Consider the following 23,135-nt stretch of genomic DNA (forward strand, 5'->3'; position numbering starts at 1 on the left):
ACCGCCAAACATGTTTGTTTTGTAAAGGAGTAGAGTATGACGATAGAAGAACGGCTGAGTGCTGAGTTTGGGGTCAAACCACAGCACACCGCCAATATAATAAATCTGATAGATGAGGGGTGTACAATTCCGTTTATAGCAAGGTATCGAAAGGAGTTAACGGGTAGCTGTGATGACCAGATTTTGAGAGAATTTAATGACCGATTAAATTATCTGCGAAACCTTGATAAACGAAAGGAAGAGGTCACAAAGTCTATAACCGAACAGGAAAAGATGACGGATGAGATAAGTAAGGCAATTGAAGCTGCTGAAACTCTTACTGAGGTGGAGGATATTTATCGGCCCTTTAAGCCCAAACGCAAAACCCGGGCAAGCGTAGCTATTGCAAGAGGATTGTCTCCGCTGGCGGACGCTATTTACACCGGCAAATTTGACGGCGAGCTGGAGGATTTTGCTCAGAATTTTGTAGACCCCGAAAAAGAGGTAAATAACAAGAAAGAAGCCATTGCGGGAGCTCTTGATATTATTGCCGAAAATGCTTCGGACAGTGCCGAAATCAGAAAGGTATTGAGAGAGTTACTGTTTAGAATAGGCAAGCTGGAAACGGCTCTTGTTGAGAGTGAAAACAGCAAGACATATGAAATGTATAAGGAATACAGCGAAAACGTAAACAAGATGCCCAGCCACCGGATTTTGGCCATAAACCGCGGTGAAAATGAGGGATGTCTTAAGGTTAAGCTTGTTATAGACAGCGCAAAAGCTATTTCCACCATTGAAGACATGTTTTTAAACAAAGGAATTAAGACTGAGGAGCTGGTGAAGGGTGCGATTGCCGATAGCTTTGAGCGGCTGATTTTCCCCTCAATTGAGCGTGAGATAAGAACTATGCTGACGGATACTGCTAATGAGCAGGCAATCAAAATGTTTGAAGTAAACCTCAAACCGCTTTTGCTGCAGCCGCCGCTTAAAGACAAGGTAATCATGGGCTTTGACCCGGCGTATCGCACAGGATGCAAGATTGCAGTCATTGATGGCAGCGGAAATGTGCTTACTACCACGGTGATTTATCCTACTCCGCCGCAAAGTAAGGTGGCAGAAGCAACCGAAAAAATGATTGAAATGATTGATAAATATAAGATTGACGTAATTTCGATAGGCAACGGAACGGCTAGCAAAGAATCGGAGATTTTTGTAGCTGAACTCATTAAAAAGACGGGAAAAAAAGTAAACTACGCCATGACAAATGAAGCCGGAGCGTCGGTATACAGCGCTTCAAAACTTGGTGCGGAAGAATTCCCCGACTTTGATGTGGCGCTGAGGAGCGCGGTGTCAATTGCAAGACGGTTGCAGGACCCATTGGCTGAGCTCATTAAGATTGATGTTAAGTCGATAGGAGTTGGGCAATATCAGCACGACATGCCTCAAAAACGCCTCACTGAAGTTTTAGATGGTGTTGTTGAAGACTGTGTTAACAGCGTGGGAGTTGACCTTAACACAGCATCGGTAAGTTTGCTTAGTTTTGTGTCGGGGATGAACCAGAGTATAGCTAAAAATGTGGTGGATTTCCGACAGAAAAACGGTACTTTTGATAATCGTGAGCAGCTTAGAAAAGTGAATAAGTTGGGCGATAAGGCCTATGAACAATGCGCTGGTTTTTTGCGTATTGTAGGCGGAAAAAACATACTTGACAATACCGCTGTGCACCCTGAAAGCTATACGCCAGCTAAAAAACTTATGGAGCTGTTTAATATTGATGAGGATGCCATAAAGAACGGCGAGATAGCAACGCTGCCGTCAAAAGTTAAGCTTATGGGCGAAGAAGAAGTGGCAAAGAAATGCGGCATTGGGGTGCCCACCCTAAATGATATTGTAAACGAGCTTATCAAGCCCGGGCGTGATATTAGAGAAAGCCTTCCGCCTGTTGAGTTGCGAAGCGATATTCTTGACATTAAGGACCTGAAGGAAAGCATGATTTTGACAGGAACAGTGCGTAACGTTATTGATTTTGGTGCTTTTGTTGACATAGGTGTGCATCAGGACGGACTTATTCATATTTCGCAAATAAGCGACGGCTATGTCAAACACCCGTCAGACGAGCTCAAAGTTGGACAGGTGCTTAAGGTAAAGGTTCTTAGCGTTGACCTTGACAAAAATCGAATAGCGTTGACGCTGAAAGGTTTTGATAAATAATGTTATGGTGCTGTATCTGAGTTTTTGATGAAACGTAGAAAACGCAAGAAATTTCTTAGCGTTTTTTATTTATTGTGCTATAATAAAAAAAGAAAAAACAAAGGCGGACAAGGTTTTACGATGAGAAAAAAACATCAAATAAATTTTTTAGATGAGGATATTGACTCGAATAATTCCAAGCTCTTAACAGAGGCAGAAGAAAGTGAGAAAGAACTTATGTTTAAAGAGGCAGAGCAAAGAGGAAAGACATTTAACGGCTTGTCTGCAAAAGAGTGGGCAGGATTTAGCCGCAGTGTATGGAATGATGTTTCATCAGTACGGGCAAATCGTCATTTAATGCATGGGGCGACCTATCCTGAAAAACTTTGTGACAGGGTTATTCGTATGTATTCAAAAGAAGGAGATATTGTTTTAGATCCCTTTCTCGGAACGGGAACAACCTCGTTAGCGGCCATAAAAGCTAAACGCAATGCAATAGGCATAGAACTAAACGACAAGTTTTTTGCTGTGTCAGAGCAGGAAATAAATAATGTTATGGTGGGCAGCAGCACGCTTTTTGGTGAGGTTAAAATAACATCTCAAACAATCAAAGGTGATTGTACAGAAAAATTGGATGATTTGGATGATGAGATTATTCAGATCACCTTTACATCTCCGCCGTATGCGGATTTGATACATAAGGTTGAAGAGGATAGAGCAAAGAGGCATAAAAACTCAGCCTTTGTTTTTGAGAATAATTCAAAAACCAAAAAGTATTCGGATGATGAGCGTGACCTTGGCAATATGCCGCTTGGTCAATACTTGGATGCTGTTGGCGCTATAATGAAAAAATTATACAAAAAAACCCGAAAGGGCGGATATAATATTTGGGTAGTAAAGGATTATAGGGATATGCAAAACGAAATCCCGTATGTTGATTTGCACTCTATGATTGCAAAAGCGGGAGTGGATGCAGGATTTAAGTATCACGATTTAATTATATGGGACCAAAATCAGCACAGGAAATTGGTTTTGCTGGGCTATCCTTCAAGGTTTTATGTAAATCAAAATCATTCTTATTTGGTGGTGCTCAGAAAATGGTAAATACAGAAAATGCCAGAAAATTGGATAAAATCCATTCATATCCCGCCAAGTATACAATAGAAATGATTGAAGGGTATATCAAAGAATACAGCTCGGTTAACGATATCGTGTATGACCCTTTTGTTGGCTGCGGAACAACGCTTCTTGCTTCTAATATAAACGGCAGAATAGCATATGGAAGCGATATAAACGGTATAGCAATACTTATATCAAAATTTAAGATTACACCTTATAACAATAAAGACATTTTGGGGCTTAACACTTTTATAAATACACTAAACCAAAAGTGTAAGACAGAAACTAACTGCCTCAAAAAACATTACGTGTCAATAAATCATTGGTTTAATAATGAAGCTATAGATGCTCTTTCGCTGTTGCGTCAAATTATGGAAAATGAATTTAAAAATAATGACAGGGCATTGTTGTTTGCAAAGGTTGTTTTCTCGTCGATTTTGACGTCCGTTTCAAATCAGGAAAGCAATACGCGTTATGCCGCCAAAGATAAAAAAATTACGTTTGATGATGTAATAAATATATATATAAAAAAGTTTAGACAAATTTTAGAAATCATTAGCAGTATTAAATATAACGACTGTGTTTTTAAAAGTGCAGCAGTGCAGATTAATTCTAAAGCATCAAGCAAAAATTTTGGCGAAAATTCGGTTGACCTAATAGTCACTTCGCCGCCCTATCCCAATACTTATGATTATTATCTCTATCATAAGCATCGTATGCTTTGGCTTGATTATGCTGTTGAAGATGTTATGGAGCAGGAAATAGGTTCCAGAAGAGAATTTTCAAGCCTAAAAAAACCTTCGGAGAAATTTACGCAGGACATGACAGAAGTGTTCTTGGATTGTGATAAGATGCTTAAAGCGGGTAAGTATGCTGTAATAATTATTGGAGACGGGCAGATAAGAGGAAAGAAGTATGACAGCAAAGAAAATATTATTAAAATCGCCAAGGATATCAATTGGCGGCTGGTGTCCGAAAGCTGCACAAGCTTGGACGAAACCAGCAGAACCTTTCAGCAATCTTTCAGAACAAAAGGAAAATTAGAACATGTGCTTATTTTTCAAAAAGAAGTATAGAATGGAAATTGATAAGATAAGAATTTATTGCGAAGTTTTCGAACAGGGCCTGGATTTAAAGCAATATATTTGCGCTGCAAAGAAAATTGCAGAACAAAATATTTTGATAGTTTATAACAAAAAGACCAAGGGCGCTATCGTGCCCTCTAACTCAGTTGTTGCCAGAATAAGAAAAAGTAAGGATTATGATATTTTAGTTACCGTGATTTCAGGAGCAAAAGAGCTCCCGCTTTTTGCTGTAGAGTATTCTACCGCAGCACCTCCGGATGACCATAAGATGCAAAGGTCAGACACTTATTTTTGGGGACAGGTTTATAAATTCCCTGTGATAAAAATCAGTCCGACGTCTAAGGGTATGAATAAAGAATTTGGCGGAGGGAAAAAGATTACTGATTCTTTTGAAAGACACATTGCAATAAAAAACGGTTCCGTTGCTTATTTTATTGCATGGGAAGAAATAAGTAACGAGCTGCTTAAAGTTGATGCTGAGCGGCCGTCATGTATGCTGTATTCCGCTGAGATAGAAGCGCTTATTCGGGGTTTTATAAACATATATGAAAACAGTTTGAATGCAGAGGATTATTATAATAAATGCTTGGCCGAATATAAAAGCAAATATAATGATTATCAAACGTATGGTCCTGCTGATTATAAGAGGATATTTGAAGATTCGTTAAGGTATCATTGGTACCAGGATAAGCTGGCGGCAAAGATAAACAGATTTGGGCATGCAATGGACCCTGACAGAGGCGTTTTGTGCTTTATTTCTATGATGCTTGGAAGTGAAAACTGCATAGCGGAGTTTCAGGTTGGCAGGGATAGTCAAGTCAGTTATAAATCGTTGTTTGATGGAACATCGCGGGAAGCTGAAATGATGGAGTTTATAAAAGACAAAGAAGTATTATCTGCCGAAGATGCCATACATATTTTTAAACACTCACTTAATCTGGGTGCCCATTTGAATTTAACGCAACCGAACGAAAAGGAGTATTACTTTTCGGATGAAGCATTGCATAATTATTTAATAAATGGTTCATCAATTTCAGTTAAGAGCTTATTTTTACTGACTAGTGAAATCGTTTTTACTGATGCAAGCAGACAAAGAATTTGTTCTATTAAGTGGAACTTGGCCATTTCAAAGCGTTATAAAAACACTTTTTATGTTAATGACTTTGCTCCAATAAGTATTGGTTTAATTGACAGTGCCGGCATAGGGGAGGATATAATTACTTATTGTACATTTAATTTATATAAACAAATGTTACATGAGATTATTGGAGTGAGTTATCCCGGAGCTCAGGGCGACAAATGTATTTTAGTCGGAGAAGGAAAGGGGAAGAAGGTTAAAAGGATTTATGCAGATAGTATTTCTTATAAAGTATTGAACGGAAAGGCTGCGGTTTTTTTAACCGAGGCCAAGGATAATTTAAAAAAATCTAGTGAAGACGCTGAAAAATTAAACACAATAATAAGGGACCGGGAATGTGTCGGGGGACTTAGAAAACTTTGTGAGAAGGCAGCAGGGATTAAAGTTTCAAAGATATTTACTGCTCTGGCCGGCAAGCAAAGTAAGTCGGAGACTAAATTTCAGGTAGATTGTGTGTTTATGTTTAGTCTAAAAACTAACGATACCAATACAATCATTGGGTGGCAAATTGTTGTTAACAATAAAAAAATAATACCATATTTAGAAGGAGTGGGTGAGGGCGGAAAATTTAGCGGGACAATGGAGTTAGAGCTGATATACCGAACGCTGTGATTAAAGACCTCAAAAAGTATTTCGATTATTAAGCAAGAAGAAAAAGCACTGCTTTTAAGTAGTGCTTTTTTGTTTATTTAAGATATGATTTATATACCTTATCCTGAAGACCGTCCGGCAGGCTGCTTATCAGCCACATAGATTTTGAGTGGTTGATGCTGTAGGCAAGCTTTGGCTTTTTGTCGGTGGCAGCTTTAATAAATACTTTTGCAAAGAGAGCTGGGTCTTTAGCGCTGTCTATTTCCTTATCCATCATACCGCTCATGCTTGTTAAAATATCCTTAAAGTATTCGGATTTTTCTACAACTTGGTTAAATTGTCCGCGCACGCCTCCCTGCATATTTGTTCTGAAAGCCCCCGGGCGGATTTTGACTACTTGAACTCCGAGCGGCCCGATTTCACGACGCAACCCGTCACTATAAATTTCAACGGCGTGCTTCGTTATGGTATAGAAAGTGTTGAAAGGCACGGCGTCAAAAACTCCGCATTCGCTTGAAATGTTTATAATTCTGCCTTTGGTTTTTAAAAGATAAGGGAAGGCTGCTTTGTTTATGCGATACATACCAACGACGTTTACGTTTAGAATTTTTTCAAATTCCTGAGTGCTGCGCTCAACCAATGAACCTATCATAATAATTCCGGCAAAGTTAGCCACCAAATCCAGCCTGTCTGTGAGCTTGTCAATTTCGCTAAAGGCACTTGCAACGCTTTCTTTCCCCGTAACATCGCAAATGATGGGCACAATCTTTGTGTCATCTTTATATATCTTTGAAACATCCTTGTTTATATCCAGCGCAAAAACTGTAAAGTCCAGCGCCCTCAGTTCTTTTATCGCCGCCGCCGCCAGGCCTCCTGCGGCGCCTGTAACAAGTGCGTATTTTGTTTCTTGAACTATATTTTCTTTGATATCTTCTTTTTTGTCTTGCATATAAACCTCCGAATTTAAATTAGTATACCACACTCACAAAAGATTTAAAAATGTTTTGACGAAGCAATTATAAAAAGAAATTGTCTGGTTATTCCTTGACTTACCTAGGGCTGTGCCCCTATAGCGACTTTGATGAACCTGCGGATTTGGCTGATGGGACTGCTTCTTTGCAATGACGGATTTAAATTACTTCTTTTTCTTTGCAAAAATGGTGATAATAGGATATAATAATCGCATGACTGAGATTTTAGGTGAATTAGTGCAGGATATATTCAGACTGTGCCGAAACAAGTGCAAAAAGATTGCTGTATGCGAGAGTATTACAGGAGGGCTTGTTGTGAGTGCTCTCATTGGTGAGGACGGTGCCAGCAAGTGCGTTGAAGAGGGGTTTATAACTTATTCAAACGACGCAAAGCAAAACAGATTGAAAGTTGAGTCTCAAACGCTTTCGAAGTTTGGCGCAGTGAGCGCTGAAACAGCAGCGCAGATGTGTGAGGGAATTTGGCGTGATGGTTTTGTGACAGTTTCCACAACCGGAAATGCAGGCCCCACTGCCATGGACGGCAAACCCGTTGGAAGGGTGTATGTGGGCGTGTGCTGCGGCACAACCTCGGTATATGAATTTAATTTTGAAGGGGACCGCAACCAAATAAGAACACAGGCCGCAACGGCCGCGCTTGAAATTTTGAAGACTGTGCTTGAGCGGGTGTGAAACGGATAAATGCAGTGTGGTACGCCTTAGGCTTTTAATGACAATTATAATCAAGAGGTGAAGAATGAAGGAAAAAAGACTTGTGACATGCGCGCTTGCGTATGTAAATAATATACCCCATGTAGGTCATATTGTGGGCAGTCACCTGCCGGCTGATTTGTTTACGCGTTTCAGCCGCAGCGCGGGACACGAGGTTTTGTTTGTGGGCGGAAGTGATATGCATGGCACCCCTGCGCTTATTACTGCGCGCGAGCTTAATATGGACGTTGAGGATATGACGATAAAGCTTCATCATATTCATGACAATATTTATAAAAAGCTTGGCATGAGCTATGATATGTTTTCTCACACTCACACACCCGAGAATAAAGAAATTACTCAGAACTTTTTTTTGCGTCTTTTGGAGCGCGGATATATTAAAGAGCGGGAAATGGAGATGTTTTTTTGTAATCATTGCAATATTTTTCTGCCTGACAGGTTTGTGAAAGGCACCTGCCCGCATTGTGGTTTCGACGGTGCTGCGGGAGATCAGTGTGAAAAGTGTGATAGTCTGTTTGGCACCAACGAGCTGAAGAATGCCAAATGCACCATTTGCGGCGGCGGGGCAGCTCTTAAAAAAACTAAGCATGTGTTTTTGGACTTGGGCAAAGATGTGAAGAAGCTTGAAAAATGGATAGAGGGCTGCAAAAAGGTATGGCGGCCTTATGTTTATAACGAAGCAAAAAAATGGGTGAGCGAAGGACTTAGAGACCGATGTATTTCACGTGACATAACATGGGGCTTTCCTGTTCCGATGAAAGGCTATGAAAATAAGGTTTTGTACGTTTGGTTTGATGCACCGATAGGATATATCTCTATTTCCCGTGAAGCGGGAGAGGATAAGTATTTGTGGTGGAAAGACAAGTCAGTTAAGGTATATAACTTTATTGGAAAGGACAACATTCAGTTTCACTCGATATTTTTCCCTGAAATGATAATTGAGGGTGATGAATATATTTTGCCATATAATGTGGTAGGGCAAAACTTTTTAAACTTTGAAGGGCAGAAGATAAGCAAGAGTAAGAAATGGGGCGTGTTTTTGGGTACCTATGCCGAAGGCAAAGAAGAAATTGACATTGATACATTCAGGGCATATCTGACAACCGTTATCCCAGAAAACAAAGACAGTGACTTTAGGTGGGAGGATTTTAAGAACAACACTAATTCGGAGTTGGTAGGCAAGTTCGGAAATCTGTTTAACCGCACAATAAGCATGGCAGACAAAAACTTTGGCGGAAAATTAAACTATGAAATCACTAAAGATACCGCACTTGACCAATTTGACAAGGATATTTTGCAAAAGATAGAAACCGTGCCGGAACAGATAGCAGAGCTTTTTGACAACGCCGAGTTTAGAGAGGCATATAAAAAAATTATGGGTTACGCCGTTTTTGGAAATCAATATCTTGAACAAAAAGCGCCGTGGCAATTGATTAAGCAAGGCAACATGGATGAGGTCATAAAAACACTTTATATTTGTGAATGTCTTTGTGCCAGCTTGTGCATTGTGGCAAGCCCTATCTTGCCCCACAAAACAAAACAGGCGTGGACAGAACAGCTGAATCTGAAGGATGACCCAACCGCGCCCAATATGTGGAAAAAAGCAAGTGAGCTTATTATCAAAAAAGATCATGTCAGCCTGCCGCCTAAGCCCTTGTTTGAGCGCGTGGACGACGACAGACTGAAGCGGCTTATTGAGATATTTTCAGAGCCGTATGAGTTTAAAAACAACGGATGATTTTGTATAAATCTATATTTCGCGACCGTTGGGCCGCATAGAGGAGATATGGCTGAAACCCTAATAAATAAAGGAATTGCTTTGTGATAAAAAAACGCGACCAATCGGTCGTATTTTTTGTTAATCATCATTTTTAGCGGTGGGTTAATCGGTTTTCCCTGAATTCTTAGCAGTAGGCTGGTTGGTGTTTTCTTTGCCTTTTTCAACACCGTTTTTAATGCCGTTGCTGATTTCGTTATAAAGCGGTTTTATGGCTTCGTCAAGGGGCTTTAAGGCCTTGCTAATATCGTTTAAAAAGCCATTAAGGGTGACTGAAAAAGAGGAGGACTTTGCTACCTCCGTCGGCTGAACATATGTTGACCCGCAATAGGGGCAGGTCAGGGTTTTTAGGTCAATGTTTGCTCCGCAGTTATGGCATTTATTGCTCTTCATAATTCTTCTTTATCCTTTTTCTCTTTACGGGACAGGATTCACATGTATGTCACTGAACATTTCTGCAGACCAAGAAGTGGTCGGAACCCTAGTCAAGTTATATGTGCCCTTTATTTCTTTCTAATGTCTGTGATGGCCGCCGCCAAAATGTATCGTTGTGTTTGTGGATGAGCCGGTATTACTTGGCGGTGCGGTGACTTTTATGTTGAAGTGCTGCAAAAGCTGTGACACGGCAGCTGATTTTGATGCAGCGGAATAGAGCGAATTGTTTGAGGCAAGCAATAATTTTTGATTGGCCTCGTCATCGCGATAATATCGGTGGAAGGCAATCAGTGCCCATGCGATTTTGTAGTTATCTCCGCTTTTTGTTTCGCACATCTTAAAGGCTTCGTCATATCTTTCGCTTTGCCAAAGTTTTAAAATTTTTTTTGTTCCGCCGCTCAATATTGACGAAACAAATATGCTGAACACAACTACGCCAAACAGGCACATGCCAATCGGTATCAGAGCCATAATGGACGCGGTGCCGTCACCTATACTTAACATAGTAATGCCGCCGCTGAGTGCTCCGCCGCACCACAGGCAGGCAAAAATTATTATCGGCAGTGCCATAATTTTTGAGGGTTGAAGGTCTTTTAGAACATGACCTATATCAGCGTCTTTCAGTCTAGGTGTGTTTTTTGTAGAAGTTGAGGTTGAGTCCTGATAACTGCTACCGCAAAAGTCGCATTTATTTTTATTATTCATCGCAGCTCCGCACTGCGTGCAAAATTTTCTCTCCATATGTTTCTCCAAAATTATTATACAATACATTTAAGTTTAATGCAACGTTTATGTCAAAAATATTATTTTGTGTCATCTAACATATAGGGCAAAATGCTGCAGAAATCATTAAAAATTTTCCGGCGCAGTTTATGTGCCCGATGATTTAGAGGTTATTAGGCTTTGATGACACAATATTGCACAATTCACTTGACAAAATTTGTTGCAAGGGTATAATTAAAGACATGAAAACAATTCATTTTAGCAGCAATAATGGCAATAATGTATAAGCTTTGAAAAACGGTTTTGTTGCCCTGCCGTGTTGCCTACACTTCTTGGTGATAAAAACCGGGAAGTGTTTTTTGTTAAAGGAGAAAAATATGAGAACATTGATAAAAGAACTGAAAGCAGGCTCAAAGCAGCAGATTGCCGGATTTGTTGAAAAGGTGAGAGACCAGAAAAACATCGCCTTTATAATACTTCGGGATATTTCGTCTGCCATTCAGGTGACTGTGTTAAAAAAAGAAGGAGATGCCCTCACCAAGTCAATAGAAGGGTTAACACCTTATTCGGTCATAAAGGTTGAAGGAGAGCTTAAGCAGAATCCGGCCGTAAAGCTTGGCGGGGTAGAGTTTATGCCATCAGAAATTGAAGTTTTAAGTGCGGCCGAAACCCCACCCATTGATGAAAAAAGCAGCATTGACCAGCGCCTTGACTATCGGTGGATTGACCTGAGGGCACCCGAAAAAGCGCTTATCTTTAAGGCACAAACGGTGCTTGTTGACGGCATGAGAAGATATCTTCTTGACAATGGTTTTGTTGAAATGCATTCGCCCAAAATTATAAGCGAACCGAGTGAATCGGGCTCGGATTTGTTTACTGTAGATTATTTTGGTGAAAAAGCTTATCTTGCTCAATCTCCACAATTCTATAAACAAATGGGTATAGCAAGTGGTTTTGAAAGATATTTTGAGATAGCTCCGGTATTTAGAGCCGAAAAGAGTTTCACCAACAAACACGCAACCGAATTCACAGGCTTTGATGTGGAGTTTGCTTATATTGACAGCTACAATGATATTATGAAACTTGAAGAGGAAATGCTGGTTGCCGGAATAAAAGCAGTCAGTGAAAAGTATGGCACTGAAATTAAGGAGTTGCTGAATATAGAAATTGAGGTGCCCAAGTTGCCGTTTAAGAGGATAACCTTGAGCGAAGCTGCCAGAATCTTAAGAGAACAGGGCCAAGACATAGAAGACGGTGATGACCTGAGCACCGAAACAGAGCGTGCGCTTGGTGAATATATGAAAGCTCAGGGCCACGAGTTCTATTTTGTAACAGATTACCCCGCTGATATAAGAGCCTTCTATCACATGAAAGACCCCAAAGACCAATCTAAAGCTCTTGGCTATGACTTATATTTTAAAGGTATGGAAATTACTACAGGAGCTCAGCGTGAGCACAGATACGAGCAGCTTAAGACACAGGCAATCAGCCGCGGGCTCACACAAGAAAAGATACAGTTCTACCTTGACTTTTTTAGGTACGGTTGTCCGCCGCATGGAGGCTTTGGAATTGGAGTTGAGCGCATAACAATGCTGCTGTTAGGTGTCCCTACAATCAAAGAAATGCAATATATCTTCAGAGGACCGACCAGAATAAAACCATAAAGAGGAGAGTGTATGGAAACCGTAGATTTGGAAGAAGTGAGGCATTTGGCCAGGTTATCTGCGCTGAAATTTGGTGAAGCGGAGCTTAAAGAGTTTATTCCGCAGTTTAATAATATTTTAAAGATGGTGGGCCAGATTGCAGACGCTGAGGCTAAGGGTGAGCTGGAATATCCGGATGCCGTTGATGTGTCTCAGCTGCGAGAAGATAAAGTAGGTGTGAGCATGCCGCAGAAGCTGGCTCTTATCAATGCACCAAAACAACGCAAGGGGCAATATAACGTTCCGAAGGTGGTGGACTGATGGAAAATCTGACTATAACTCAAGCTCGAAAGCTTTTGAAGGAAGGCAAAATTACGAGTGAAGCGCTCACAAAATATTATGTTGACAGAATAAAAAAGTATAAGGATAAAAACGCTGTGTTAGAGGTGTTTGACGACGCACTGACACAGGCTAAAGAATGTGACAAACAAATAAAAAAAGGCAAAGACCTTCCGCTTTTGGGTGTGCCTATCCTTATCAAAGATAATCTGCTTTATGAGGGAAAAACCACTTCGTGTGCTTCAAAGTTTTTAGAAAATTATAAAGCTCAATATACTGCAACTGCAGTACAAAAGTTGCTTGATGCCGGTGCTGTGATTTTAGGGCGTAGCAACATGGACGAGTTTGCCATGGGCTCATCTACGCGAAATTCAGCTTTCGGCATTTGTAAAAACGCCTATGACGACACTCGTGTTCCCGGGGGCTCTAGCGGCGGCAGTGCCGTGGCAACGGCGCTTGACCTGTGTGTTGCAGCTCTTGGCAGTGACACCGGCGGGTCTATCAGACAGCCTGCGAGTCTTAACGGTGTTGTGGGTCTAAAGCCAAGCTACGGAAGAGTAAGCCGTTATGGACTGATTGCTTTTGGCAGTAGTCTTGACCAGATAGGTCCCATCACCAAGACCGTGGAGGATGCGGCAATATTATTAAAGGTTATGGCAGGCTCTGACCCCAAAGACCAAACCAGCTCGCAGGAAAAAGTTGATGATTATTGTGCCTTGGTCGGCATCAAAGGCAAGAAGATAGGTATAATCAAAGAGGTTGATCAAATTACAAAGACGCTTGAGTGTTATGACAAATATAAAGCCGTTTTAGAAGTTTTAAAGCAAAGCGGTGCCGAAATTGTTGAGGTATCTGTTCCGAACTACAAGCTTTCACTGCCGCTGTATTATATTATTTCACCGGCAGAGGCCGCCAGCAATCTTGGCAGGTTTGACGGAATAAAATATAGCAGACGAAGCGAAAAGGCCGGCAGCGTAGAAGATATATATATTTTAAGCCGCACTGAGGGCTTCGGGAAGGAAGTTAAGCGCAGAATTATGCTGGGTAACTTTGTTTTGAGCAGCGGATATTTTGATGCTTATTATGTAAAGGCCAAGCGTATTCAGCAGCAGCTCATAAAAGATACTGAAAAGGCATTTGAAAAGTGCGATGTAATAATGTTGCCTACCGCACTTGGTGAGGCGTTTAAGCTGGATAGCGTTATGGACCCCGTTGAAGAGTATAAAGAGGATATGTTTACCATCTTTGCAAACTTGGTGGGCATTCCCGCCATAAGTATTCCTTTTGCAAAAGGCAAGGCAAACTTGCCGCTGGGCCTTCAGCTGATGAGTAAAAAGTTTGATGAAAAAACACTTATTTCCGTTGCTGATTTTGTGTTTAGAAAATACAAAGGAGGCGGCAGATAATGAGTATAAAAGATTTTGACATAACAATTGGTCTTGAAATTCACGCTGAGCTTAACACCAATACTAAGGTGTTTTGCAGCTGTAAAAATGAATTTGGGGCAGAGCCTAACACTAATGTGTGTCCGGTGTGCATAGGTCTTCCGGGAGCGCTTCCGGTAATAAATAGGAAAGCAGTGGAGCTTGCTGTCAAAGCAGGTCTTTGTATGGGCTGTAAAATTTCGCCTCTGACTATATTTGAGAGGAAGAACTATTTTTATCCTGACCTCAGCAAGGCTTATCAAATAAGTCAGCTTCAGAAGCCGCTGTGTCTTGGCGGCGGTATAACATTGGACAGCGGAAAGTTTATACGGCTTAACCGTATTCATCTTGAAGAGGATGCGGGAAAGCTTACGCACGTAAACTCTACTGTAGGGTCTTTGATTGATTATAATCGGGGCGGCGTGCCTCTTATTGAAATTGTAACTGAACCTGACATAACTAATGCTGAAGATGCAGTTGAGTTTATGATGAAGCTGCGAAGCAATCTTGTGTTTGGCGGGATTGCCGAGTGCAGAATGGAGCAGGGCGGCATGAGATGTGATGTAAACCTGTCAGTAAAGCCTGCGGGTAGCAAGGTTTTGGGCACGAGAACAGAAATGAAAAATCTCAACTCCTTCAAAATGGTTGGAAGGGCTATAGACTATGAGGCAAAACGTCAGGTTGAAGCCATTGAAAATGGAGAGAAAATCATACAGCAAACCCGTAAGTGGGATGATAACAAGGGTAAAAGCTTTGCCATGCGAAACAAAGAAGAAGCAAATGACTACAGATACTTTCCGGACCCCGACATTTTGGCCATTAAGGTCGGAAACAAACTTGTTTCAGAAACCAAGCTTGGATTGCCGCGGCTGAGCGAGCAGCGTAAGAACTATTATGTGACCGAACTGAAGTTACCTCTTTATGATGCAAAAATTCTGACAAGCGAGCTTTTTATCTCCAACTATTTTGAAGAGGTGTTAAAGCAGTTTGACAACGCCAAGATTGTATCTAATTGGATTATGACAGAGGTTCTTAGAAAGCTTAAGGAAAAAGAAACGAATAATCTTAATGACATAATTTTGGTGAGTAACCTTGTTCAAATTATCAAAATGGTGGAGCAAAAGGAAATTACGAGACTAAGCGCTAAGGAGCTGTTTGAAAAAGTGTGCTTCACAAAGCTTGACGCAAAGGAAACCGCTAAAACCGGGGGCATACTGACTGGAATTTCGGAAAACGAAATTATAAAAATTATTGACGAAGCACTTGCAGCCAACCCCAGAGCAGTGGAGGATTATAAAACCGAGCCTGATAAAGTTATTAAATTTTTTATGGGACAGGTTATGCGAAAAACTGCGGGAGCTGCCAAAGTAGAAGTTGCCATGCCCATTTTGCAAAAGAAGCTTAGTGAGCAAAAATAAAAACAGATTAGAATATGTAAATCATTTGCCGCGCTTTTGGCTTGCAATAACAAAAAAACCTCTCATATGAGAGGTTTTTTTTGTTGTTTATCATGGATATTTAATGTTTCCGAAGCTGGTTGGGTTAAGAGCATACATAGTATTGAAATTATAGGCCACGCCGTATTTATTTTGGTCAAAGGCTATGTTTCCGTATATGTCCACCTTAGCTTCAAGTGAGCCCGACTTTGCATTAATCCTGATTTTATCAATAAACAGATTGTTCAGCAAATACTTTCCGTTTTTAAGAGATGTAGTTGCCTTGAAGTGAGTGTAATAAGTTGAGTCATAAGGGTTCATCATCTTAACTAAAGTCAGCTGTTGCAAGTCAAAGTCTACTCGATATTCTTTGTTGCTTCCGTTTTGAGTGTAGGTATAGTTTTTGATTACTTTCTCAATCTTGGTCGGTCCGTCTATATATTCAACATCCGCTCTAAATTGCTCCATAATGTCATTGGTGAAGCCGCAGATATCCTGAATAAGCACAAACACATCCATGTTACTTGGGTCGTGACGGGCTTTTATATAATCTGTTGCGTTCTTAGCTCCAATACCTAAGAAACCGCCCGTTTTATATGTTGTTGTTCTGTCTACATATATCATCGGTCTGCCCTCAAGCCTGTCGGTGATATATATTTTTACGGAGTGGTTTGTTGTGTTGGAGTTTGCATTACTTGGCTCATTTATGTTTTGAACACCGATAAGCCCGAACAGGCTGACATTTCTTCCGGGAAGTGTAAGACTTATCATAGCCTCAAAGCTTCCGTCCTCGTGCAGTTTAAACTCTGCATTTTGTATTGTAAGCCTCAGTTCACAGCTTGCTATGTTATATGCGTTAAGGTTAATGTTTATGTAACTGCCGCTTGCTATACCCATGTTGTAACTTTGCTCAGAGGCATTATAGCTGGTCTGAATTGTGTCATCAACCTCACCTAAGAAGTTTGCAAGGGTTGAGAAGTCCATATAATTTCCAGGATCTGCGGGTGCGCGTGCAATTGAAGGTATCGTGTCAACAGTAATGCCGGTAAGGTTCATATAAATGCCTTCGCCCACCTTAAGTCCATACATGTCAAGCTGCAATTTCTGACCGTTAAATTGTATTTCAATAGTGATGATGTTTTCTCCCCACTGATAGTTAAGCAGGCTTCCGATATCAAGGTCAAGCGAAATCTTGCCGGTTTGGTCCATAGTGAGGCTGGTGATAAGAGGAGCGTAATTGCGCAGAATTCCAAAGATATCTATGCCTTCTTCACCCATTTCTTCCATACCACTGCTGGCAAGTGCCAAATCTATCATCATATCGTGGTTGTCATTAAACAATACCGCATCCAGAATTTCTTGGAAGCCTGAAGTATCGAGATAGTGGGGCAGGGCGAACTTGGCTGTTTCAAATACTTCTCTTATATTGGATTTATTCATTTGTCCCTTAAGTCCGTTGGTATTAAGATACAGGTGTCCGTCTCCCGGTGCACTTGTCTGCGGGTCGGGAGGATTGCTGTAATACCATGCTTCAAGGGTCTGAGGGTATCTTACCCATTGGTCATATAATGCACCACGTCCTGAGGCTGCAATGTTTATGTGCAAAGCTTCAAGAAGTATGTTTTCGGGGCCAAACAGTTCGAATGACAAGTCTTGAATGTCAAGCAGAACGCGACTGAGAGCATTGTCATAAACGCTTGCGCCATAAGATACACCGTAGTTGTCGCGTGCCTTGTTTGTTTCAGAAGCATAGTTCAGATCGGCTTCGTATATGCCTATCTGACCAAGGAACTGATATTGGTCGGTTGCTTCATTTTTAAAGTCTTCAATAAGCTGTGATATTTCGTCCATATACTTTGTAAGCTCAACATACCGCAGATAGCCGTCTCTTGAAGCCTGGTCTATGTCGGGTATGGTTATACCCCCCACCTGACTTATAAACAGAGTAGCCACAATGTCGGTGTATACAAAGTTTATTTCACTGATAAGCCCGCCCTGATTTTTAATCTGAAGCATTGTGCTGCTGTCAAAGTTAATAGTAAGCGTGCTGCCGTTTGCAGTCATACTTTGCAGGAAGCTGACATTAATATCCTGCAGGCTCAGTTTCTTTGCCATATCAATCAGCTGGTCGGGTATTGAAAGCTCTGTTCCGAACTTATCGTTTATGTATGTTACAAGTTCTTTAATATCATCATAAGTGGCCTGAAGTTTTACGCCGTCAAGCTCTATAAAGATGATACCGTCCTGCAGGGTGATAATAATGCTGTGTCCATACATTTGCATTGAAAGCTGAAGAATAAGGTTGCTGTCAACAAAGCTTATTATATAATCAAAGTTGAATGTTTCTTGTGAGCCGTTGTAAACAAATGATATTTGTCCCGTTCCGCTAACAGTAAGGTTTGCAAGAGTGTTGACCAGCGCCTTAATGGTGGGGAATAGGTCATCCCAATTTGTGCAGTTTAAAGGAGCGGATATCGCTGGCTGACGTGAGGCAACAGCTGCGCTGATTGCTGCATCTTGGGTATTAACATTTATGTCGGTGATTTTTCCGTCTGAAGTTGTGAGCTCAAAACTTATGTCTCTGAACGCACCGCTTATTATGTCACCAAAGGTCATAGCCTTAAGTGCATTATAAATTTCCATGACGGTGAGCTCTTCAGTATTTTCAAAGGTGTCGGTGATTTGTTCGAGCAAATCGTCTATAGCTTCAAGGTTCATGTTGGTCAATGTGTCAAACAATTCGTTCTGGGCGTAGTCTAATATCTCGTCAAGCTGACTTAGCGTGCAGCTGATTTTGATTTCGCCAAACACCAGATATATAGTGTCGTTGATATAGGTGATATTGAGCGGACTGCCAAAACTATTTGAAGTAATATTTACTTTTAAACCATCTCTGAAGTCAATGTCTATTGCCGCTTCGATTGTGTAACTGTCGTATTGAACTGCCACATCAAAAGCGAGTGTTTTTGAACTGACAGTAGCTTCAATTGTTTCAAGCAGGTCAATAAAGTTGTCTGCGTTGAGATAGTCGCTGTTGTCGGTTGGAAGCGCATCAAACGCTGAAATTTGTTCAATTGAAACCATGCTGTCAAAAGCATTGATAACAATGTTGTCACCCAGAGTAACGCTGATTGTCTGCCCATTTATATTGAGTGTCAGCACCAGATTTCCGCTGTTTGTGAGAGTTATACTTTCAATCTTTTCTATATATTGTTCAAACAAATCAATTTGTGAGCTTAATGACTCAGGAATTTCATCAAGCAGGGTGCTCGGGTTTTGCAGAAGTGAAATATATTCTTCAAAGGGTTCAAGCAAGGTAGAATAGTCGTAATAATTTGGTAGCTTATCTGCAACAAAACTTAATAGTTGTTCTATCTTGCCTGATGAAACGCTGACCTTATAGTCACCGTACTGCACATAGAATACACCGCTACTGTAATATAATGTTGCATTGTAGGTTGTGCCGTCGATTATTACGTCAACTATGCTCACACTGTCATAAGTTTGGATATTTATTGAAGTAATCAGGTTGATTGCAACCGCTGTGCCGTTGGCGTTGAAACTGAACTGCCCCGAAACCTTTAGGTTGTCGGCGCGTGCCAGATCAATGAATTTGCCGATTTGCTCAACGATTATACTATAGTTAATATACTCATTTTTGTCTATAACAGGAAAGGTTACATTATTTGTATTTATTGAAAGACAAGCGTTGATACCTCCGTTTATAAATGAAATGTTGCTGAGAAGTCCGCCTGAATGGTTAAGAGTAATTCTTGTGCCGTCGCTAAGGAGTATGCTAAGTCCGTTTATTAATGGTTTAATTTCGCTTATGAACTGAACCGAGATGTCTTTTAGGTATAGTTGTGTCAGCATATTGATATCAGGCAGATTTACTTCAAACCCAAAGGTAGAGCTAAGAAGTCTCATCAGACCTCCAAAATCCTCCGGAGAGCTTACGTATACCTTTATTCCGTCAATAGCAAAATATACTGCACTGTCGGTATAGGTTAAGTTAATTGTTTTGCCGCCGAATACGGTGCTGAGGTTAATCACAGGCGCGCCGTTTTGCCACTTTGCGCTGTAGTTAAACTCAAGGTTGCGTATGTCATTTTTAATATACAATGTTCCGCTGAAAGTAAGCTTGTTTGCGGTGTCAGCAGCAGCCTTAAGGGTGGGGTAGATTTCATTAAAGTTAAGATATTCACTGCCGTTTACGGGATTTAGATTTCCGGTGTTTTTGATATTACTCAGGGTTACTGATACGTTGTCTGAACTAATGATTATCTGAGAAATATTTTCGTCAGAAGTCTCTATATGTATTGTTGCAGACCCTACTTCCAACATAAACCAGTTGTCATATATGTCAACGCTATAGGCCAGAGCAATCAGCTGTGTGATTTGTTCTAGGGTTATGTTGCCGGTGTCAATGTTGATATTCAGCATATCAAGATATTCGTCAATGGTTGAGAGAGCATCGTTTATTTCGGGTATATTAAGTTCACCCAATGTTGACCCTATGCTTTGATATAGGTCCAATAATTTAGTAAGGTCTTTAACACTGCTTTTTATTTTAATGCCGCCAAACTGAGTGTAAACCATTTCATTTGCGTATGTAAAAGAAAGCAGATCGCCAAAGCTGTTGCTAGTGACGGTTGTCTGAAGGTTTTTAAGGTCAACCTGAGCGTTAAACTTAATGCTTTGACTGAACAGATTTATGTCACTTCCGTAGTTTACGGTTGCAATAAAGTCTAAGAAGTTGTTCTTCACAAGATTTTTAAAGCAGCCCAGAAGTTTTGAAATATATTCTCCGTCTTTATAAGATGCAAGCTGGGGTGTTGCCACTTGATTGGTTTCAAGCTTGCTCAGTTCTGCCTTAAGGTCTATGCTAAGGCCGCCCTGCTTTATGCCGGGAATTATAATTTCGGTTATGCTATAGTCATTATCCAGCTTCAGCATTACGTCAATGCCGAATACGCTGAACGACACACTTTTTTCTCCGTTTTGTTCAAACTCCTGATATTCTTCAAACATAGCGGCTATCATGTTCATATCAAAATTGTCAAACGAAGGAAGTGTTATAGGTTCAAGCCCCAGAAGCTCGGTAATCATGCCCACTGCACTCATAAGATTGTTTGTGGTAAAGTGCATCTTGCTGCCGTCAATATCCAAAAACAAATCGGAGTCAATCAGAATAAGCCCTACCGTCAAACTTTGACCGTCTAAAACAACAGTGGCGGTTCCTGAGGCATCAAGCTCGCTGAATGTGTTTCGGGCGTTTAGGTTGAGGTCCAGCAATATTTTAATATCCTGTGAGCCTTCTTGTTTTATGTTGATTTCAGCGTTTATGTTATAGTTTTCGTTGCTTGTCAGGTTTGTAATTGCGTCGGTGATGAAAGAGGTTTCAATTTCCGGATTTGTCGGCCGCATATTTGAAGGAGCGTTTGTAGGAGTAAACAATATAACACCTACGGCAGTGACTGCAGCCATTGCCAGATAACATAAAAAATATCTTAATCCTTTTCTCATTGTTTTCATATCTGTACTCCTTTATCTTGCGGGCATAGCAACTTCACTTATGAAGTCAAATGTCTGTGTGAGAGTTGCGTGGCACCGCGGAGAGATTGCGCCGAACTTCATGTTATAATATTCATCAATTTTAGTTTGATAGAATACAATTTTTCCGTCATCAAGAACGGTAAGAGTGATATCTAACACAATATCTTGAGTAAATGTAGGGGGGTCGGTCAGTCCGCTTACCGTAACCATCTGGGTTGCATATTCTATAACTGAATAAACTCTGTCGAGTGTCAGTTTGAAGTTATATCCCACTCTGCCGTTGTTAAGAGTTATTTTTTTAAAGGTTTCTATGTCCGCAGTTTTGTCTATCAGGGTTGCACTGGATACTATATAAGGACAAAGGTTTGTTATAGGAAGACCATATTTGTCAGCGTATTCCGATTCTGCATAGGTGACCGATTCTCCGCCGGAATAATTCCCCAGAGTCCCGCTCATAAAGTCTTCAAATCGGTCCTTGTTTGTAAAACTTCCCAAAGTTACTGAAATTTGATTGAGGTCATTATAATGGGTCAGCTCCACTACGTCCTTGGCACCCTTAGAAAAACTTTCAGCATAAAATTTATAGCCCGTAGTGCTGCTTGCGTCATATTTTTTATAGCCTCTGATTTCTTGCTTTGCAATAGTGTCAACAAGTCCTACTGATTTAAGGGTGTATTTATTGGCTGTTTCGCTGTTTCGCTGCGCTGCCAAAAAGAGCTGCTGAATGTTATTCTTGTTAAGCTGCCCCTCACTTGGCGTCAAAAATGACTGATAATAGTTAAGGCTTAGGCTTCCGTTTTGCTGCCTGAAATAGACAGGATCATAAGCCGAGTAGTCTATCATCTCTCCTCCTGCCAAATTTTTGACCCACCACACGCCTATAAAAATGCCCGTTGCGGCTCCAAGAACAATCATAACCACCAGCGCCGTGAGGCCTTGCTTGGTCATCTTAACAGCTTTTGCCATATATTTTTTCTCCCGTTATTTTTTTAATTTTTAATTAATGTCACACATGCATTAATTGTTCACTCATTATAATACATTGTGGTTGACAAAGTCAAGAGAATATAATAAGAAGTTGCCGGGCTATGAAAGTTTCATAAAAATCAGGCCAAATTTTGCTTCATAAAATCACAGACTTTTTTAAAATAGCATCACTATTTTAGCGAGATAGAGCATATTTTGGTTGATATAGTCAATGAATTAACTTTGATTATAATTTTTAAGATTTTGCGGTCAGAATGTCCTCTCAAATCCTGTAAGAAGACTATGTGAGGAAGTGTGATAATTTGTTGCAATTAGGGATAAATTATAGTATAATATATGGCGTAAGGAGATGAAAATATTATGAATAAAAGTAAACGCAGATTACAGCTTGCTGCGGGAATAATCAGCATACTTATGGCGCTCGGTTCGGTGCTGATAGGTTTGCTTGTTGCAGCCTTAGGAACGTTTATGTCATGGATGATGTTTGGGTTGCTTGATGCGCTGGCAGGGTCTAACATAACCGAAATGGGTGCGCTGATATTTTTGATGATAGGCATTGTGATGGTGTTGATTATAGGTATTCCGCTGTTTGTTTGCGGAGTGCTGCTTTGCAAAAACCCTGTTAACAGAGACGGTACCGTTTCAAGTCAGGCGGGAAGGGTAATCACTTCAACGATTATAGTAGGATTATACTTATTGGCTTTGATTGGAGTAGGATTTGCGGCTCCGCCCATTCTGTTGCTGGCAATACTTCCGGGCATAGTATTTATATGTCTGGTTGTGAGTTTAACAAAAAAACACAATCGGCCCGCAGAGCAGCCAAGTGGGGGAGGAAATACCAATACTACAAGTGTTAATGTGACAATAGGCAGCGGAAATGCCGATGAATCAGCACCTGTTGTTGAAGTAAGCGATAAGGGTGACAATTCTCCGTCACAATAATTATTAGAAGAAAAAACAGCCTAAGAGCTGTTTTTTGCTGTGCAGGGAAAAACTGCAAAGTCTTTATACTG

The 23,135-nt window shown here is 40.7% G+C and carries 16 protein-coding genes; 11 read left to right on the plus strand and 5 right to left on the minus strand.

Annotated features, from left to right (window positions below; genetic code table 11):
• Nucleotides 1-36: 36 nt before the first annotated feature.
• Genes LBN07_00845 through LBN07_00860 form a run of 4 tightly spaced genes read left to right on the plus strand, consistent with a single transcriptional unit; the run spans nt 37 to nt 6,123 of the window.
• Complete coding sequence (locus tag LBN07_00845; GenBank protein MDR0850015.1) at nt 37-2,190, plus strand: RNA-binding transcriptional accessory protein; 2,154 nt, start codon at nt 37-39, stop codon at nt 2,188-2,190.
• A 27-nt stretch (nt 2,191-2,217) separates the two neighbouring features.
• Nucleotides 2,218-3,273, plus strand: coding sequence for a site-specific DNA-methyltransferase (locus LBN07_00850; GenBank protein MDR0850016.1), 1,056 nt, complete (start codon nt 2,218-2,220; stop codon nt 3,271-3,273).
• Entirely contained in the window at nt 3,267-4,364 is a 1,098-nt protein-coding gene (locus LBN07_00855; GenBank protein MDR0850017.1) for a site-specific DNA-methyltransferase, read from the plus strand. Before LBN07_00850 ends, LBN07_00855 begins: the two co-directional genes overlap by 7 nt.
• Before the next feature lies 1 nt (nt 4,365).
• The gene (locus LBN07_00860) at nt 4,366-6,123 is read left to right on the plus strand and encodes a hypothetical protein (protein MDR0850018.1); all 1,758 of its coding nucleotides are present in this window, start codon (nt 4,366-4,368) and stop codon (nt 6,121-6,123) included.
• Nucleotides 6,124-6,196: 73 nt separating this feature from the next.
• Here LBN07_00860 and LBN07_00865 read toward each other — a convergent pair whose 3' ends face one another.
• Nucleotides 6,197-7,051, minus strand: coding sequence for an SDR family NAD(P)-dependent oxidoreductase (locus tag LBN07_00865; GenBank protein MDR0850019.1), 855 nt, complete (start codon nt 7,049-7,051; stop codon nt 6,197-6,199).
• Between the two features lie 235 nt (nt 7,052-7,286).
• On the opposite strand from LBN07_00865, the gene LBN07_00870 reads away from it, so the two are divergent.
• A complete protein-coding gene (locus LBN07_00870; protein MDR0850020.1) occupies nt 7,287-7,763 on the plus strand; it encodes a CinA family protein in 477 nt (158 codons plus the stop codon).
• A 64-nt stretch (nt 7,764-7,827) separates the two neighbouring features.
• Nucleotides 7,828-9,540, plus strand: coding sequence for a methionine--tRNA ligase (gene metG / locus LBN07_00875; GenBank protein MDR0850021.1), 1,713 nt, complete (start codon nt 7,828-7,830; stop codon nt 9,538-9,540).
• 144 nt (nt 9,541-9,684) lie between these two features.
• Here metG and LBN07_00880 read toward each other — a convergent pair whose 3' ends face one another.
• Together LBN07_00880 and LBN07_00885 are read right to left on the minus strand one after the other, a co-directional pair.
• Nucleotides 9,685-9,972, minus strand: coding sequence for a hydrogenase maturation nickel metallochaperone HypA (locus LBN07_00880; GenBank protein MDR0850022.1), 288 nt, complete (start codon nt 9,970-9,972; stop codon nt 9,685-9,687).
• A 120-nt stretch (nt 9,973-10,092) separates the two neighbouring features.
• Complete coding sequence (locus tag LBN07_00885; GenBank protein MDR0850023.1) at nt 10,093-10,755, minus strand: hypothetical protein; 663 nt, start codon at nt 10,753-10,755, stop codon at nt 10,093-10,095.
• A gap of 359 nt (nt 10,756-11,114) precedes the next feature.
• Between LBN07_00885 and aspS the strand changes: the two genes are divergently transcribed.
• The 4 genes from aspS to gatB are packed head-to-tail and all read left to right on the plus strand — an operon-like array spanning nt 11,115 to nt 15,561.
• Nucleotides 11,115-12,401, plus strand: coding sequence for an aspartate--tRNA(Asn) ligase (gene aspS, locus LBN07_00890; GenBank protein ID MDR0850024.1), 1,287 nt, complete (start codon nt 11,115-11,117; stop codon nt 12,399-12,401).
• Nucleotides 12,402-12,413: 12 nt separating this feature from the next.
• Entirely contained in the window at nt 12,414-12,701 is a 288-nt protein-coding gene (gene gatC / locus LBN07_00895) for an Asp-tRNA(Asn)/Glu-tRNA(Gln) amidotransferase subunit GatC (protein MDR0850025.1), read from the plus strand.
• Nucleotides 12,701-14,125 (plus strand): Asp-tRNA(Asn)/Glu-tRNA(Gln) amidotransferase subunit GatA, encoded by a 1,425-nt coding sequence (gene gatA, locus LBN07_00900; protein MDR0850026.1) that lies wholly within the window; start codon nt 12,701-12,703, stop codon nt 14,123-14,125. Before gatC ends, gatA begins: the two co-directional genes overlap by 1 nt.
• Nucleotides 14,125-15,561 (plus strand): Asp-tRNA(Asn)/Glu-tRNA(Gln) amidotransferase subunit GatB, encoded by a 1,437-nt coding sequence (gene gatB / locus LBN07_00905; protein MDR0850027.1) that lies wholly within the window; start codon nt 14,125-14,127, stop codon nt 15,559-15,561. Before gatA ends, gatB begins: the two co-directional genes overlap by 1 nt.
• A gap of 90 nt (nt 15,562-15,651) precedes the next feature.
• Here the strand turns inward: gatB and LBN07_00910 are convergent, their stop codons facing one another.
• Nucleotides 15,652-21,114: a hypothetical protein gene (locus LBN07_00910; GenBank protein ID MDR0850028.1), complete on the minus strand. Its 5,463-nt coding sequence runs from the start codon at nt 21,112-21,114 to the stop codon at nt 15,652-15,654.
• A 12-nt stretch (nt 21,115-21,126) separates the two neighbouring features.
• A complete protein-coding gene (locus LBN07_00915; protein MDR0850029.1) occupies nt 21,127-22,101 on the minus strand; it encodes a hypothetical protein in 975 nt (324 codons plus the stop codon).
• A 381-nt stretch (nt 22,102-22,482) separates the two neighbouring features.
• Between LBN07_00915 and LBN07_00920 the strand changes: the two genes are divergently transcribed.
• A complete protein-coding gene (locus tag LBN07_00920; protein MDR0850030.1) occupies nt 22,483-23,064 on the plus strand; it encodes a hypothetical protein in 582 nt (193 codons plus the stop codon).
• Nucleotides 23,065-23,135: the final 71 nt, after the last annotated feature.

It is taken from the genome of Christensenellaceae bacterium (genome assembly GCA_031260975.1).
Lineage (GTDB): Bacteria > Bacillota > Clostridia > Christensenellales > UBA1242 > JAISKJ01.